The sequence below is a fragment of the Variovorax sp. 679 genome (assembly GCF_003952185.1).
Lineage (GTDB): Bacteria > Pseudomonadota > Gammaproteobacteria > Burkholderiales > Burkholderiaceae_C > Variovorax.
In genome coordinates, this window is the sequence record NZ_RXFS01000014.1 from 38,730 (window position 1) to 55,051 (window position 16,322).

Consider the following 16,322-nt stretch of genomic DNA (forward strand, 5'->3'; position numbering starts at 1 on the left):
AAGAAGGAGCTCTCATGGCAGCTGGTAAGGAAATCCGCGGCAAGATCAAATCGGTGGAAAACACCAAGAAGATCACCAAGGCCATGGAAATGGTCTCGGTTTCCAAGATGCGCAAGGCGCAGGAACGCATGCGCGCCGCTCGCCCCTACAGCGAAAAGATCCGCAACATCGCAGCCAACCTCGGCAAGGCGAACCCGGAGTACACCCACGCGTTCATGAAGACGACCGATGCCAAGGGCGTCGGCTTCATCATCGTGACCAGCGACAAGGGCCTGTGCGGCGGCTTGAACACCAACCTGCTGCGTGCCGTCACGGCCAAGCTGCGCGAAGCGCAGGCAGCGGGCAACGTGGTCGAGTCGGTCGCCATCGGCAACAAGGGCCTGGGTTTCCTGAATCGCATCGGCGCCCGCGTGGTGGCCCATGTGACGCAGCTGGGCGACACGCCGCATCTGGACAAGCTCATCGGGCCGGTCAAGACGCTGCTGGACGCCTACGCCGAAGGCAAGCTGTCGGCGGTGTACCTGTGCTACACGAAGTTCATCAACACCATCAAGCAAGAGCCGATGGTGGAGCAGCTTCTGCCCCTGAAGGCCGAGACACTGCAGACCGAGTCGGGTCACCATTCGTGGGACTACATCTACGAACCCGATGCGCAAAGCGTGATCGACGAGCTGCTGGTGCGCTACGTGGAGTCGCTGGTCTACCAGGCCGTGGCCGAGAACATGGCGTCCGAGCATTCGGCGCGCATGGTGGCCATGAAGGCCGCGACCGACAACGCAGGCAACGTGATCAACGAGCTGAAGCTGGTCTACAACAAGACCCGCCAGGCCGGCATCACGAAAGAGCTGTCGGAAATCGTGTCCGGCGCGGCCGCGGCTGCAGGCGTTTGATTCAGGCAATGCAACAGGCCGCGTTGCTGATCGGGTGCGCCTTGCGGGCCCGGTAACCAAGGCCTTTTTTAGGGGACTCTGCGCAAAATGAAAAAGATGCTTGCTCTGGTGGCTGTTGCTGCCGCTCTGACTGCCTGCTCGAAGAAGGAAGAGGCGCCCGCGCCTGCACCGGCTCCTGCTGCTGCACCCGCTCCGGCTCCTGCCCCCGCTCCCGCTGCAGCGCCGGCCGCTGCTCCCGCTGCAGCTCCGACGGCATCTGCCGCCGATCTGCCGCAGGAATGCAACGACTACCTGGCCAAGGTGCAGACCTGCGTTGCTGCTCAAAGCGGTGCTGCTGCCGACGCCATGAAGGCGAGCCTCGACCAGACGAAGGCCACCTGGGCTTCGATGGGCGCCGACAAGGCTGCGCTGGGTCAGGCCTGCAAGGCTGCTTCCGATGCCTTCGCCGCACAGGCGACGGCCATGAAGTGCTGATCGGGAACTGACACAGCAAGATATTCAAGGGTGCCGGCCCGTCCGGCATTCTTGCAAAAGCGGCCCGTTTTGGCACCAGGACGCTTCTGCAAGAACCTGTCGCAAATTTATTGAGATCCATCCAGAAGGAAACGCCATGGCTGAAGGAAAAATTGTCCAATGTATCGGCGCCGTGGTCGACGTGGAGTTCCCGCGTGACCAGATGCCCAAGGTGTACGACGCCTTGAAATTCGAAGGTAGCGCGCTGACTCTCGAAGTCCAGCAACAGCTCGGCGACGGCGTGGTGCGCACGATTGCACTGGGCTCGTCCGACGGCCTGCGCCGCGGCCTGATCGTCACGAACACTGGCGCGCCCATCACCGTGCCCGTCGGCAAGGCCACGCTCGGCCGCATCATGGACGTGCTGGGTGCTCCCATCGACGAACGCGGCCCGGTCGGCCAGGAGCTCACCGCTTCGATCCACCGCAAGGCTCCCGCGTACGACGAACTGTCGCCCTCGCAAGACCTGCTGGAAACCGGCATCAAGGTGATCGACCTGGTGTGCCCGTTCGCCAAGGGCGGCAAGGTGGGTCTGTTCGGTGGCGCCGGCGTGGGCAAGACCGTGAACATGATGGAACTCATCAACAACATCGCCAAGGCTCACTCGGGTCTGTCGGTGTTCGCAGGTGTGGGTGAACGTACCCGCGAAGGCAACGACTTCTATCACGAGATGGCCGACTCCGGCGTCGTGAACCTCGAGAAGCTCGAGGACTCGAAGGTGGCCATGGTCTACGGCCAGATGAACGAACCCCCGGGCAACCGTCTGCGCGTGGCGCTGACCGGCCTGACCATCGCCGAGTCGTTCCGCGACGAAGGCCGTGACGTTCTGTTCTTCGTGGACAACATCTACCGCTACACGCTGGCCGGTACCGAAGTGTCGGCTCTGCTGGGCCGCATGCCTTCCGCCGTGGGCTACCAGCCGACGCTGGCCGAGGAAATGGGCCGCCTGCAAGAGCGGATCACGTCGACCAAGGTCGGCTCGATCACCTCGATCCAGGCCGTGTACGTTCCTGCCGACGACTTGACCGACCCGTCGCCCGCCACCACCTTCGCCCACCTGGACTCGACCGTGGTGCTGTCGCGTGACATCGCCTCGCTGGGTATCTACCCCGCCGTGGACCCGCTGGACTCGACCTCGCGCCAGCTCGACCCGAACGTGGTCGGCGAAGAGCACTACAACGTGGCCCGCGCCGTGCAAGGCACGCTGCAGCGCTACAAGGAACTGCGCGACATCATCGCCATTCTGGGCATGGACGAACTGGCTCCCGAAGACAAGCTGGCCGTGGCCCGCGCCCGGAAGATCCAGCGTTTCCTGTCGCAGCCGTTCCACGTGGCCGAAGTGTTCACGGGCTCGCCCGGCAAGTACGTGCCGCTGGCCGAAACCATCCGTGGCTTCAAGATGATCGTGAACGGCGAAGCCGACCACCTGCCGGAACAGGCGTTCTACATGGTGGGCACCATCGACGAAGCGTTCGAGAAGGCAAAGAAGGTCGCTTAAGAAGGAATCACCATGGCAGGCACCATTCATGTGGACGTGGTCAGCGCGGAAGAGTCGATCTTCTCGGGCGAAGCCAGGTTCGTCGCGCTGCCCGGTGAAGCCGGTGAGCTCGGCATCTATCCGCGCCACACCCCGCTGATCACGCGCATCCGCCCCGGCGCCGTGCGCATCGAAACGGCTGACGGCAAGGAAGAGTTCGTCTTCGTGGCCGGCGGCATTCTCGAAGTGCAGCCGAACGCCGTCACCGTGCTGTCCGACACCGCGATCCGCGGCAAGGACCTCGACGACGAGAAGGCCAATCAGGCCAAGGCCGCCGCCGAGGAAGCGCTGAAGAACGCGAAGAGCGACATCGATATCGCGATGGCGCAGTCGGAGCTGGCTGTGATGGCCGCCCAGATCGCGGCGCTGCGCAAGTACCGCCAAAAGAAGTAAATAGGCATACGCCAGGCTGCGCGCACTTCGTGTCGCTACGCCAACCCCCTTGCAGGGGGCAACACCTGCGGCCCGGCAAAGCCGGTTCCGCGGTGTTTCTCGAATCAAGCCGCCTTCGGGCGGCTTTTTCGTGTCCGGACCATTCCAGCACTACCACTTCTTCGATCCGAATTTGGTCGAAGTTCAGTCTTGTCCGGCTGAAGCCTGCCGCCTAGTATTCGCCTTCGTCCAGCAGCCGTGGCTGCGGGCAGAAGACAAAGAACACCGGAGACAAGGCTCGTGGCACCCTGGAGTGGCATCACTGCGGACGAAATGCGTTTGCTGGAAACGACCTTCTGGTCCGCCGGTGGTTCGCGCCATGCCATGGCCGAGCAACTCGGCTTCTCCAAGAGCAAGGCCAACGGCCTGATCGCCGGCCTCGTCGACCAGGGCCTGCTCGCCGAAGCCGGCCTGCAGCGCTCCTCGGGTGGCCGCCGCGCGGAAAACCTCCAGCTGCATTCCGGACTCGGCGTGCTCGTCGGCGTCGACATCGGCGCCACCAGCCTCGACGTCGCCGTGCTGCGGCCCGACCTCAGCGTGCTCGCGCAGCACGACGAGCCTGCCGACGTGCGCGAAGGCCCGGCCGTGGTGCTCGCCCGCGTGCGCACCCTGATGCGCGAGCTGCTGGCCCGCTGCGGCCACAGCGCGAAGGACGTGCTCGGCATCGGCATCGGCGTGCCCGGCCCGGTCAACTTCGAGATCGGCCAGCTCGTGAACCCGCCGTTGATGCCCGCATGGGACAGCTTCTCGATCCGCGACTACCTGCGCGAGGACTACGCGGCTCCCGTCTTCGTCGACAACGACGTGAACCTGATGGCGCTCGGAGAACTGTGGCGCCTCAAGCGCTCGCTGACGAACTTCCTCGTCATCAAGATCGGCACCGGCATCGGCTGCGGCATCGTCTGCCACGGCGAGGTGTATCGCGGCGCCGCGGGCTCGGCCGGCGACGTGGGCCACATCTGCGTCGACCAGGAAGGCCCGCGCTGCCATTGCGGCAACCTCGGCTGCGTCGAGGCCATGGCCGCCGGTCCGGCGATCACACGCATGGCTGTGCAGGCCGCGGAGGCCGGCGAGAGCGCGGTGCTCGCCGAGTGCCTGCGCGTGCACGGCCGCATCGACGCCATCGACGTGGGTCAAGCGAGCCGTGGCGGCGACACGGCCGCCAACGCCATCATCCAGCGCGCGGGAAGCCTCATCGGGCAGATGCTCGCGTCGGTCGTCAACTTCTTCAATCCGTCGCATGTGTTCATCGGCGGCGGCATCACGCGCATCGGGCCGCTGTTCCTCGCAGCGGTGCGGCAGAGCGTGTACCAGCGTTCGCTGGCGCTCTCCACGCGGCATCTTGAAATCCAGTACACGCCGCTGGGCATGCAGGGCGGCCTGGTCGGTGCCGGCGTGCTCGCGATGCAGGAAACGCTGAAGGCTCGTGGAGTGGCGCCATGAGCACGATCGGAACCAGCAAAGGCAGCGTCGCCGTCGAATTCGACGGTGTCGTGAAGTCGTTCGGCCCGGTGCAGGTGCTGCACGGCGTGAGCTTCGCGCTCGCGCCCGGTCACGTCTACGGCCTGCTCGGCGAGAACGGCGCGGGCAAGTCCACGCTGATGAAGATCCTGGCCGGCTACGAATCGCTCACCGGCGGCACGCTGCGCGTCAACGCACAGCCGCAGCAGTTCGCGAGCTCGCGCGACGCAGAGGCGCTGGGCATCGTGCTGATCCACCAGGAGTTCAACCTCGCCGAAGACCTGAGCGTGGCGCAGAACATCTTCCTGGGCCATGAAAAGAAGAAGGGCTGGCTGCTCGACGACGCCGCCATGGAGCGCGACGCCGCCTCCGCGCTCGCGGCCGTCGGCCTGAACATCGACCCCCGCACCAAGGTGCGAAAGCTCATCGTCGCCGAGAAGCAGCTCGTGGAGATCGCGAAGGCCATCGCCCGCCACGCACGCCTGCTCGTCATGGACGAACCCACGGCCACGCTCACGCCGGGCGAGACCGAGCGCCTCTTCAAGCTCATCGCGCAGCTGCGCGCCGATGGCGTCACCATCGTCTACATCTCGCACAAGCTCGACGAGGTGGAGCAGGTGACGGACGAGGTCATCGTCATGCGCGACGGCCGCTTCGTCGCGCGCTCGCCCACCGCCGACGTCACGCGCCAGCAGATGGCCAACCTCATGGTCGGCCGCGAGCTGGCCGATCTCTATCCGCCGCGCGACGTGGTCGTCGCCGCCGACGCGCCAGCCATGCGCGTGCGCAATTTCAGCGTGCCCGGCTGGGCACAGGATGCGAGCTTCGAAGTGCGTCCCGGCGAGATCCTCGGCTTCGCCGGTCTCGTCGGCGCGGGTCGCACCGAACTCTTCGAGGGCCTGCTAGGCCTGCGGCCTGCCAGCGGCGGCAGCGTCGAGATGCTCGGCAAGCCTGTTCCCCAAGCCAAGGGCTGGCGCAACCCGCGCGACGCAGCGAAGCACGGCCTCACTTATCTGAGCGAAGACCGCAAGGGCAAGGGCCTGCACGTCAACTTCGGCCTGCGCCAGAACCTCACGCTGATGGCCCTCGAGCGCTATGCGCAGCCCTGGCTCAAGCCCGATGCCGAGCGCGACGCGCTGGCCGAGGCGGTGAAGGACTACGGCATCCGCACCGGCTCGCTCGACGTGAAGGCTTCGTCGCTATCGGGCGGCAACCAGCAGAAGCTCGCACTCGCCAAGGTGCTGCAGCCCCGACCGAAGGTGGTGGTGCTCGACGAGCCCACGCGCGGCGTCGACGTGGGCGCCAAGCGCGACATCTATTTCCTGATCCAGCGACTCGCCCGCGAAGGGCTCGCGGTGATCGTCGTCTCGTCGGAGCTGATGGAACTGATCGGCCTGTGCCACCGCGTCGCGGTGATGCGCGCGGGCCGCATCGTCGCCACGCTCGATGCCGACCATCTGACAGAAGAGGAGCTCATCGCTCATGCCACCGGAACAGCAGACACCACCGCCGCGCACGCTTGAGGCCGCGCAGCAGCAGCACCGCAGCGAGGCGAAGCCGCGCTGGACCGAGCGCCTGCACGGCCTCGGCCCGGTCATCGGCCTCGTGCTGCTGTGCATCGCCGGCACGCTGCTGAACGGCGACTTCGCCACGCTCGACAACGCGATGAACGTGCTCACGCGCACGGCCTTCATCGGCATCATCGCGGTGGGCATGTGCTTCGTGATCATCTCGGGCGGCATCGACCTGTCGGTGGGCTCGATGGCCGCGCTCATCGCGGGCAGCGTGATCATGTTCATCAACTGGGCCGGGCCTGCCTCGGGCTCGCCGCTGCTGGCGGTGGTGATGGGTGCGGTGCTGGCCGTGGTGCTCGGCGCGGTGTTCGGCCTCGCGCACGGCCTGCTCATCACCAAGGGCCGCATCGAGCCCTTCATCGTGACGCTGGGCACGCTCGGCATCTTCCGCGCGTACCTCACGTATTTCGCCGACGGCGGCGCGCTCACGCTCGACAACGAACTGTCGGACCTCTACGCGCCGGTGTACTACGCGAGCCTAGCGGGCATCCCGGTGCCGGTATGGGTGTTCGTGATCGTCGCGGTCATCGGCGGCCTCATCCTCAACCGCACGGCCTACGGGCGCTACGTGCAGGCCATCGGCTCCAACGAGCAGGTGGCGCGCTACGCGGCCGTGGACGTCGACCGCGTGAAAATTCTCACCTACGTGCTGCTCGGCGTGTGCGTGGGCATCGCGACGCTGCTGTACGTGCCGCGACTGGGCTCGGCATCGCCGACCACCGGCCTGCTGTGGGAGCTGGAGGCGATCGCCGCCGTGATCGTCGGCGGCACGGCGCTCAAGGGCGGCGCGGGCAGTATCACCGGCACCGTGGTGGGCGCGATCCTGCTCTCGGTCATCAGCAACATCCTGAACCTCACCAGCATCATCAGCGTGTACCTGAATGCTGCCGTGCAGGGCTTCGTGATCATCATCGTCGCGTTCCTGCAGCGCGGCAGGCGCTAGTTCTTTCCCGTTCCGTTCCATCAACCAAGAGGAGACATCCAGCATGACGACTTTCACCCGACGCCTCGCGCTCACGGCGGTTGCCGCCGCAGCGTTCGCCAGCCTGCCCGCGCTTGCCGCGGAAAAGGTCAACCTCGGCGTTTCGATTCCGGCGGCCACGCACAGCTTCATGGGCGGCATCAACTACTGGGCCAACCAGGCGAAGAAAGACCTGGAGAAGGAGCACAAGGACCTGAAGATCACCATCAAGACGGCCGCCAACGCGCCCGAACAGGCCAACCAGCTGCAGGACCTCTCGACCGTCACCAAGATCAACGCGCTGGTCGTGTTCCCCTTCGAGTCGGCGGCGCTGACCAAGCCCGTGGCGCAGGTCAAGGCCAAGGGCGCCTACGTGACGGTGGTCGACCGCGGCCTCACCGACACCAGCGCGCAGGACGCCTACGTGGCCGGCGACAACACCGCCTTCGGCAAGATCCCGGCCGAGTACATCGTGAAGCAGCTCGGCGGCAAGGGCAACGTGGTGGCGCTGCGCGGCATCGCGACCACGCTCGACAACGAACGCATGGACGCCTTCAACGCGGTGCTCAAGGGCAGCCCCGACATCAAGCTGCTCGACGCCAAGTACGCCAACTGGAACCGCGACGACGCCTTCAAGGTCACGCAGGACTACCTGACGCGCTTCAAGAGCATCGACGCCATCTGGGCCGCCGACGACGACATGGCCGTGGGCGTGCTCAAGGCCATCGAGCAGGCCAAGCGCGACGACATCAAAATCATCTTCGGCGGCGCGGGCGCCAAGGGCATGGTCAAGACCATCATGGACGGCAAGGACAAGCGCATCACGGCCGACGTGAGCTACTCGCCCAAGTTCATCTACGACGCGATCAAGCTCACGGCCGAGGCACGCCTGAAGGGCGAGAAGCTGCCGGCGACGACCATCATTCCATCGGTGCTCATCACGAAGGAAAACGCCAAGGACTTCTACCACCCGAACTCGCCTTTCTGAGTTCGCCCCCCAGGCTTCGCGCACTTCGTGTCGCTACGCCAACTCCCTTCCGGGGGCAACGCCCGCGGCCCGGCGAAGCCGGTTCCGCGGTGTTCCTCGAAGAACACGACATGACCGATACACATCTTCGCAAACTGCGCTACGCCATGGTCGGCGGCGGGCGCGACGCCTTCATCGGCGCCGTGCACCGCAAGGCCATGGCGCTCGACGGGCAGATCGAGCTCGTCGCGGGCGCGCTGTCGTCGAGCCCGGACAAGGCGCGCGCATCGGGCCGCGACCTCGGCCTGGCCGATGACCGCAACCACGGCGAGTGGCAATCGCTGCTGGCCGACGAGCTGAAGCGTCCCGAGGGCGAGCGCATCGACTTCGTGTCGATCGTCACGCCCAACCACGTGCACTTTCCGGTGGCGCAAGCCTTCGCCGAGGCGGGCTTCCATGTGGTGTGCGACAAGCCGCTGGTGCACACGCGCGAGCAGGCCGACGCGCTGGTCGCGACCGTCGCGCAGAAGGGCACGGTGTTCGGCGTCACCTACAACTACACCGGCTATCCGATGGTGCGGCAGGCGCGCGAGATGGTGCGCTCGGGTCAGCTCGGCGAAGTGCGAAAGGTCGTCGTCGAATACAACCAGGGCTGGCTCGCGAGCCATGTCGAGGGCAGCGGCGGCAACAAGCAGGCCGACTGGCGCACCGACCCCGCGCGCAGCGGCGCGGCAGGCGCCATCGGCGACATCGGCTCGCATGCCGAGAACCTCGTGGCCACCGTCACCGGGCTGCGCATCGAGAGCCTGTGTGCCGACCTCGGCGCGCTGGTGCCGGGCCGGATGCTCGACGACGACGGCAGCCTGCTGCTGCGCTTCGAGGGCGGTGCGCGCGGCGTGCTCATCGCCTCGCAGATCAACACCGGCCTGGAGAACGACCTGCGCCTGCGCGTGTCGGGCACGCTGGGCACGCTCGAATGGCACCAGGAGCAGCCGAGCCGGCTGGTGCACCTGCCGCACGACGGACCGCTGCAGGTGCTGACGCGCGGCGCGCCGTGGCTGTGCGAGTCCGCGAAGCGCGCGAGCCGGCTGCCGGCGGGGCACCCCGAAGGCTTCATCGAAGCCTTCGCCAACGTGTATGCGGGCGTGGCGGCGGACATCCGTGCACGGCTCGCGGGACGGCCCGCCGATCCGCTGGCCGCCGACTATCCGCGCGTGGAGGACGGCGCGCGAGGCGTGCGCTTCATCGAACGCACGGTGGCGTCGTCGAAAAGCGAATTAAAGTGGACGCCCTGGTAGCGCGCTGTGCGCTGTACGGGCTTCCATGACACCTTCCGCTTCCGAAGACACCTCTTCTCCGTCGGTGCCGCCCTGGCTGGCCGCTCTCTGGCGCCGCTGCATCACGCTGTTTCCCCTGAAGCTGGTCGGCAACACCGTCGCCACGCTCGGCTTCTTCCCGCTGTACTTCTGGATCATGAAGAGCGCCGGGCAGGCATGGGTGCTGCCGCTCACGCCCATCGACCGGTTGATCGCCTTCTGGCCGGCGCTGCTGCCGGTGTATCTCTCGCTCTGGGGCTACATCGCGCTGCCGGTGCTGCTGGCCAGGGACAGGCGCGAGCTGCTGGGCTTCTCTTTCGGCTGCGCGGCGATGACGGCCATTGCGCTGCTCGTGTTCTGGTTCATGCCCACGGCGATTCCAAACTTCGTGGTCGACACCACGCCCGGCACTTCGCTGCAGTTCCTCAAGATGGTCGACTCGGCCGGCAATGCCTTTCCCTCGCTGCATGTCTCCTTTTCGGTGTTCACCTGCGTCGCGCTGGCCCGGCAGCTGCGCGCGGTGGGGGCTCCCGCCTGGCTGCGCGTTGCCAACGTGGCCTGGGCCGCGGGCATCGTCTATTCGACGATGGCGGTGCGCCAGCATGTGCTGATCGACGTGCTGGGCGGCTTCGCGCTGGGCGTGGCGCTTGGCGTCGTCACGCGGCAACGCAACGCGGTGGCGTAGGCCGATCGCGGTATTCCCGCACGGCGGCGCGCACGGTACAACCCGGGCTTCGCCATTCAACGCAGCGGGAGTCCGTCATGAAATTTCCCTTGTCCGCCGTCGTGGCCTGCATCGCGGCCACCGTCGTCGCGGGCCCCGCGTTCGCCCTTGATTTCCCCTCGCGCAAGCCCGGCCTCTGGGAAATCCAGACGCAGACGGGGGAGGCCGCGGGCGGCAAGGGCGCCGCTGCCGGCACGGGCGGCGCCCACACCATGCAGCAGTGCATCGACGCCTCCACCGACAAGGCGTTGCGCGACATGGGCCAGAGCATGGGAAAGGACCTGTGCTCGAAGCAGGAGCTGCGCACCGATGGCGGCAAGCTGGTCATGGATTCGGTCTGCAAGATCGGCAACACCGTCGCCACCTCGCATGCCGTGATCAGCGGCGACTTCAGCTCCGCCTACCGCATGGAGAGCAAGTCGACCTACGACCCGCCGCTGATGGGCCGCGCCGAGGGCACGAGCGCCATGGAGGCCAGGTGGATCGGCCCCTGCAAGGCCGACCAGAAGCCGGGCGACATGGTCATGCCCAACGGCATGAAGATGAACGTGCTCGACATGATGAAGAACCGGCCGAAGCGCCCATAAGGCCGACAAGCCGCTGCCCGGCGGCGCGAAACCCCGGCTGCGCCTACGATGGCGTGCCATGCCTCCCGCAAAGCAGGAAGAAGACCTCCTCGTCGTCGCCAGGCCCGAGGGCCTGTACTGCCCGCCCGGCGATTTCTACATCGACCCGTGGCGGCCGGTGGCGCGCGCCGTCATCACGCACGCGCATTCCGACCATGCGCGCCCCGGCCACGCGCACTACCTGGCCCACACCGACAGCGCCGGTACGCTGCGCACGCGGCTGGGCAACGACATCGACCTGCAGACGCTGGCCTACGGCGAGGCCATCGAGCACCACGGCGTGCGTGTCTCGCTGCATCCGGCGGGGCATGTGCTGGGCTCGGCCCAGGTGCGGCTCGAACACGGCGGGCGCGTGTGGGTGGCCTCGGGCGACTACAAGACCGAGCCCGACGGCACTTGCGCGCCCTTCGAGCCCGTGCGCTGCGACACCTTCATCACTGAATCGACCTTCGGCCTGCCCATCTACCGCTGGCCCACACAAGCCGTGCTGTTCGCGGAGATCGACGCATGGTGGCGCGCCAACGCGGAAGCGGGGCGCGCGTCGGTGCTGTTCTGCTATGCCTTCGGCAAGGCGCAGCGCATCCTGCACGGCGTGGACGCGAGCATCGGGCCCATCGTCGTGCATGGGGCGGTGGAGCCGCTCAATGCCGTCTACCGGGCGGCCGGCGTGGCGTTGCCGCCCACCTTGCGCGCGGGAGACGAGGGCGTCGATGCCGCACTGCTGAAGCACGCGCTGGTGCTCGCGCCGCCATCCGCGCAGGGCTCGCCATGGATGAAGCGCTTCGGCAACTACGCCGATGCCTTCGCGAGCGGATGGATGCAGCTGCGCGGCACGCGGCGGCGGCGCGGCGTGGACCGGGGCTTCGTGATGTCCGACCATGCCGACTGGCCCGGCCTGCAGCAGGCCATTGCGGGCACTGGAGCCGAACGCGTGTTCGTCACGCACGGCAGCGTGCAGGTGATGGTGCGATGGCTGAGCGAGAACGGCCTCGATGCGCAGTCCTTCAAGACCGAGTACGGCGACGAGGATGACCGGGAGGCCGGTGCATGAAGGCCTTCGCCGCCCTCTATCGCGAACTCGACGCCAGCACGTCGAGCCTCGCCAAGCAGGCGGCGTTGCAGCGCTACCTGCGCGAGGCCGATGCAGCCGACGCCGCATGGGCCGTCTACTTCCTGGCAGGCGGCAAGCCGCGCCAGCTCGTGCCCGTCAAGCTGCTGCGCCTGCTCGCGCAGGAAGCCGCGGGCCTGCCCGAATGGCTGTTCGACGAAAGCTACGACGCCGTGGGCGACCTCGCCGAAACCATCGCGCTGCTGTTGCCGCCTCCGGACGCGGCGCACGAACTCGGCCTCGCGGGTTGGGTAGAGCAGCATCTGCTGCCGCTGCGCGAAGCCGCGAAGACGGCGCCCGACCAGCTCGCTGATCGCCTGCGCGCGCAATGGCGGCAGCTCGCTGCCGAGGAGCGGCTGGTGTACTTCAAGCTCATCACGGGCGCGTTCCGCGTCGGCGTGTCGAAGCTGCAGGTCACGCAGGCGCTGGCAGCGGTCGGCGGCATCGACGCCAAGCGCGTCGCGCAGCGGCTCATGGGCTACACGCACATCGGCGCGCAGCCACGGGCTGACGACTACCGCAAGCTGATCGCGCCCGAGTCGGGCGCCGAGCAGGTGCTGAAGACCAGCGGCCAGCCCTATCCCTTCTTCCTCGCGCATCCGTTCAACCTGCCGCTCGAGCAGTTCGATGCCGCGCTGGGCCCGCCTTCCGGCTGGATCGTGGAGTGGAAATGGGACGGCATCCGCGCGCAGCTCATCAAGCGCGCGGGTGCCGTGTGGGCGTGGTCGCGTGGCGAGGAGCTGGTGACGGAGCGTTTTCCCGAACTCGCCGTGCTCGGCGAGGCGCTGCCCGACGGCACCGTGCTCGACGGCGAGATCGTCGTGTGGCGAGACGGCCGCGTACAGCCCTTTGCCGAGCTGCAGAAGCGAATCGGCCGCAAGACGCTGGGTGCGAAGCTGCTGCGCGACATTCCCGTGGTGCTGCTGGCCTACGACATCCTCGAATGGGAGGGGCGCGACCTGCGCACGCTGCCGCAGTCGGAGCGCCGTGTGCTGCTCGATGACCTCGTCGCGCGCATGCAGCATCCCTCGCTGCAGCCGAGCCCGATGCTCACGGGGCCTGACTGGCCCGACCTCTCGCGCCAGCGCGAAGCGGCACGCGCCATGGGCGTGGAAGGCTTGATGCTCAAGCGCCGCGACGCGCAGTACGGCGTGGGCCGCACCAAGGACGTCGGCGTGTGGTGGAAGTGGAAGATCGATCCGCTGAGCGTCGATGCCGTGCTGATCTACGCGCAGCGCGGCCATGGCCGCCGCGCGAGCCTGTTCAGCGACTACACCTTCGCCGTGTGGGACGGCCCGCCCGAACAGGAAGACCGCAAGCTCGTGCCCTTCGCCAAGGCCTACTCGGGCCTCACCGACGCCGAGATGGCACGCGTGGACGCGATCATCCGCAAGACCACGGTGGAAAGCTTCGGACCGGTGAAGAGCGTGAAGCCCACGCTGGTGTTCGAGCTGGGCTTCGAGGGCATCGCGCGCAGCACGCGGCACAAGAGCGGCATCGCGGTGCGCTTTCCGCGGATGCTTCGGTGGCGGGAAGACAAGCCGGTGGAAGAAGCCGATACCTTGCAGACGCTGGCGGCGTTGTTGCCCATATGAACAAGGCCGTGAAGCAGGCGCTCGATGCGTGGTTCGCCGCGCGCGGCTGGAAGCCTTTCAAGTTCCAGCGCGAGGTCTGGAAAGCCATCGCCGAAGGCCGGTCCGGCCTGCTGCATGCGACCACCGGCGCAGGCAAGACCTACGCCGTGTGGCTCGGTGCGCTGCAGGCCTTCTCGCAGGCACGCAAGGCAAGCGCACGGCCTTCGGACCTGCCGCTCACCGTGCTGTGGCTCACGCCGATGAGGGCCCTGGCCGCCGACACGCTGCGCGCGCTCCAGCAGCCGCTCGAAGCCCTCGGCGCAGAAGTGCATCCGTGGAGCGCCGGTGCGCGCAGCGGCGACACCTCCTCCGCCGAGCGCAGCGCGCAGAACCAGCGCCTGCCCTCCGTGCTCGTCACCACGCCAGAGAGCCTTTCGCTGCTGCTCGCGCGTGCCGATGCGCGCGAAGTGCTCGGCCACCTGCGCATGGCTGTGGTCGACGAGTGGCACGAACTGCTGGGCAACAAGCGCGGTGTGCAGGTGCAGCTCGCGCTCGCGCGGTTGAAGCGCTGGAACGCCGGCCTTGCCATCTGGGGCATGTCGGCCACGCTGGGCAACCTGCACGAGGCGATGCATGCGCTGCTGGGCCATGAAGACGGCGTGCTCGTGCGGGGCCAGGTGCCGAAGAAGCTCGTCGTCGATTCGCTGCTGCCCGGCACGGCCGAGCGCTTCCCGTGGGGCGGGCATCTCGGCCTCACCATGCTGCCGCAGGTGATCGACGAGATCGCTGCGAGCAGCACCACGCTGGTCTTCACCAACACGCGCTCGCAGGCCGAGATCTGGTACCAGGCCATGCTGGAAGCGAAGCCGGAGTGGGCCGGGCTCATCGCACTGCATCACGGCTCGCTGGATCGCGAAGTGCGCGAGTGGGTGGAGCTGGGCCTGAAGAGCGGCGAGCTGAAGGCAGTGGTCTGCACCTCCAGCCTGGACCTGGGCGTGGACTTCCTGCCCGTGGAACGCGTGCTGCAGATCGGCTCGCCCAAGGGCGTGGCGCGGCTGTTGCAGCGCGCGGGCCGCTCGGGCCACGCGCCGGGGCGGCCGTCGCGCATCACGCTCGTGCCCACGCACAGCGTCGAGATGGTGGAGGGCTCGGCCGCGCGCACGGCCATCGCGGCGGGCCACATCGAGGCGCGCCACTCGCCCGACCAGCCACTCGACGTGCTGGTGCAGCACCTGGTGACGGTGGCGCTCGGCGGCGGTTTCGTGCCCGACGATCTGTACGAGGAGGTGCGCGGCACGGCCGCCTACGAAGGCCTCACGCGCGAGAGCTGGCAGTGGTGTCTCGACTTCGTCTCGCAAGGCGGCCCCTCGCTCGCGGCCTACCCGGACTACAGGCGCGCGGTGCCCGATGCAGAGGGCGTCTGGCGCGTGCCCGATGCACGGCTCGCGCGGCGGCATCGCATGAACATCGGCACCATCGTGAGCGACGCGAGCATGTCGGTGCAGTACCTCGGCGGCTCGAAGATCGGCAACGTGGAGGAGAGCTTCGTCGCGCGCATGAAGGCCGGCGACTGCTTCCTGTTCGGCGGCCGGATGCTCGAGCTCGTGCGCATCCACGACATGACGGCCTGGGTGCGGCGCGCCACCGGCAAGCGGGCCGCCGTGCCGCGCTGGGGCGGCGGGCGCATGCCGCTGTCGAACACGCTGGCCGATGCGGTGGTGCTGCAGCTTGCGCAGGCCGGCGAGGGGCGCTACGACTCGCCGGAGCTGCAGTGCGTGCGACCGCTGCTCGAAATCCAGCAGCAGTGGTCGGCGCTGCCGACGCCGCAAACGCTGCTGGCCGAAACGCTGGACACGCGCGAAGGCTCGCACCTGTTCCTCTATCCCTTCGCGGGCCGGCATGTGCACCTCGGCCTCGCGAGCCTGCTGGCGTGGCGCGTTGCGCAGCACGAGGCACGCACCTTTTCCATCGCGGTGAACGACTACGGCTTCGAGCTGCTGAGCGCGACCGAGGTCGATTGGGCCGCGCTGCTGCCGCAGGTGCTGAAGCTGCCGGAAGGCGACGAGACGCACGATGCGCGCGAAGCCCTGCTGCACGAGGTGCTGGCTTCGCTCAACGCCAGCGAGCTGGCGCAGCGGCGCTTTCGCGAGATCGCGCGCGTCTCGGGCCTCATCTACCAGGGCTACCCTGGCGAGAAGCGCAGCAGCAAGCAGCTGCAGGCGTCGTCCTCGCTGTTCTGGGAGGTGTTCCGCAAGTACGACCCCGGCAACAGGCTGCTGCTGCAGGCGGAGCAGGAACTGCTTGCGCAGGAGCTCGAGATCGGACGCCTGCGCGCCAGCCTTGAACGCATGGCCACGCAACAGCTCGTGCTGAAGCCGCTCGCGCGACCGACGCCGTTCTCGTTTCCGCTGATGGTCGAGCTGTTCCGCGAGAAGCTGTCGAACGAGAACGTTGCCGACCGCATCGCGCGCATGGTCGAGCAATTGGAAAAGGCTGCGGGGGGCGCAGTCACGGCCGGTGGCGTGGAGCGTGTGAAGGGAACGCTGGCCTTCGGGCAGGAAGGGGCGGGCAAACCACCGAGGCCGGTGAGCCAGCGGCGCGACCGCAGGCGGCCTTCAAGGCCGCTGCCGCCGCTTTGA

The 16,322-nt window shown here is 67.6% G+C and carries 14 protein-coding genes; all 14 read left to right on the top strand.

Annotated features, from left to right (window positions below; genetic code table 11):
• Positions 1-14 precede the first annotated feature (14 nt).
• The 14 genes from atpG (at position 15) to EJO71_RS29400 (ending at position 16,322) form a co-directional block, all read left to right on the top strand.
• A complete protein-coding gene (atpG, locus tag EJO71_RS29335; protein ID WP_125952257.1) occupies positions 15-890 on the top strand; it encodes a F0F1 ATP synthase subunit gamma in 876 nt (291 codons plus the stop codon).
• Between the two features lie 87 nt (positions 891-977).
• Positions 978-1,364, top strand: a complete 387-nt coding sequence (locus tag EJO71_RS29340) for a hypothetical protein (protein ID WP_125952256.1) — start codon at positions 978-980, stop codon at positions 1,362-1,364.
• Positions 1,365-1,500: 136 nt separating this feature from the next.
• Positions 1,501-2,901 carry a F0F1 ATP synthase subunit beta gene (atpD, locus tag EJO71_RS29345; protein WP_125952255.1) on the top strand — a complete coding sequence of 467 codons (1,401 nt, stop codon included), beginning with the start codon at positions 1,501-1,503 and terminating at the stop codon, positions 2,899-2,901.
• Between the two features lie 12 nt (positions 2,902-2,913).
• Positions 2,914-3,333, top strand: a complete 420-nt coding sequence (locus EJO71_RS29350) for a F0F1 ATP synthase subunit epsilon (RefSeq protein WP_125952254.1) — start codon at positions 2,914-2,916, stop codon at positions 3,331-3,333.
• Between the two features lie 312 nt (positions 3,334-3,645).
• Positions 3,646-4,815 (top strand): ROK family protein, encoded by a 1,170-nt coding sequence (locus EJO71_RS29355; RefSeq protein ID WP_125952253.1) that lies wholly within the window; start codon positions 3,646-3,648, stop codon positions 4,813-4,815.
• Positions 4,812-6,356, top strand: coding sequence for a sugar ABC transporter ATP-binding protein (locus EJO71_RS29360; protein WP_125952252.1), 1,545 nt, complete (start codon positions 4,812-4,814; stop codon positions 6,354-6,356). Before EJO71_RS29355 ends, EJO71_RS29360 begins: the two co-directional genes overlap by 4 nt.
• Positions 6,316-7,350: an ABC transporter permease gene (locus EJO71_RS29365; RefSeq protein ID WP_125952251.1), complete on the top strand. Its 1,035-nt coding sequence runs from the start codon at positions 6,316-6,318 to the stop codon at positions 7,348-7,350. Before EJO71_RS29360 ends, EJO71_RS29365 begins: the two co-directional genes overlap by 41 nt.
• 43 nt (positions 7,351-7,393) lie before the next feature.
• Positions 7,394-8,356, top strand: coding sequence for a substrate-binding domain-containing protein (locus tag EJO71_RS29370; protein ID WP_093057726.1), 963 nt, complete (start codon positions 7,394-7,396; stop codon positions 8,354-8,356).
• A gap of 110 nt (positions 8,357-8,466) precedes the next feature.
• Positions 8,467-9,633, top strand: a complete 1,167-nt coding sequence (locus EJO71_RS29375) for a Gfo/Idh/MocA family oxidoreductase (RefSeq protein WP_125952250.1) — start codon at positions 8,467-8,469, stop codon at positions 9,631-9,633.
• A gap of 25 nt (positions 9,634-9,658) precedes the next feature.
• On the top strand, positions 9,659-10,336 hold the full coding sequence (locus EJO71_RS29380) for a phosphatase PAP2 family protein (RefSeq protein ID WP_125952249.1): 678 nt from the start codon (positions 9,659-9,661) through the stop codon (positions 10,334-10,336).
• A 77-nt stretch (positions 10,337-10,413) separates the two neighbouring features.
• On the top strand, positions 10,414-10,962 hold the full coding sequence (locus EJO71_RS29385) for a DUF3617 family protein (protein ID WP_125952248.1): 549 nt from the start codon (positions 10,414-10,416) through the stop codon (positions 10,960-10,962).
• A gap of 58 nt (positions 10,963-11,020) precedes the next feature.
• Positions 11,021-12,052, top strand: a complete 1,032-nt coding sequence (locus tag EJO71_RS29390; RefSeq protein ID WP_125952247.1) for a ligase-associated DNA damage response exonuclease — start codon at positions 11,021-11,023, stop codon at positions 12,050-12,052.
• The gene (locus tag EJO71_RS29395; RefSeq protein ID WP_125952246.1) at positions 12,049-13,704 is read left to right on the top strand and encodes an ATP-dependent DNA ligase; all 1,656 of its coding nucleotides are present in this window, start codon (positions 12,049-12,051) and stop codon (positions 13,702-13,704) included. Before EJO71_RS29390 ends, EJO71_RS29395 begins: the two co-directional genes overlap by 4 nt.
• A complete protein-coding gene (locus EJO71_RS29400; RefSeq protein WP_125952245.1) occupies positions 13,701-16,322 on the top strand; it encodes a ligase-associated DNA damage response DEXH box helicase in 2,622 nt (873 codons plus the stop codon). Before EJO71_RS29395 ends, EJO71_RS29400 begins: the two co-directional genes overlap by 4 nt.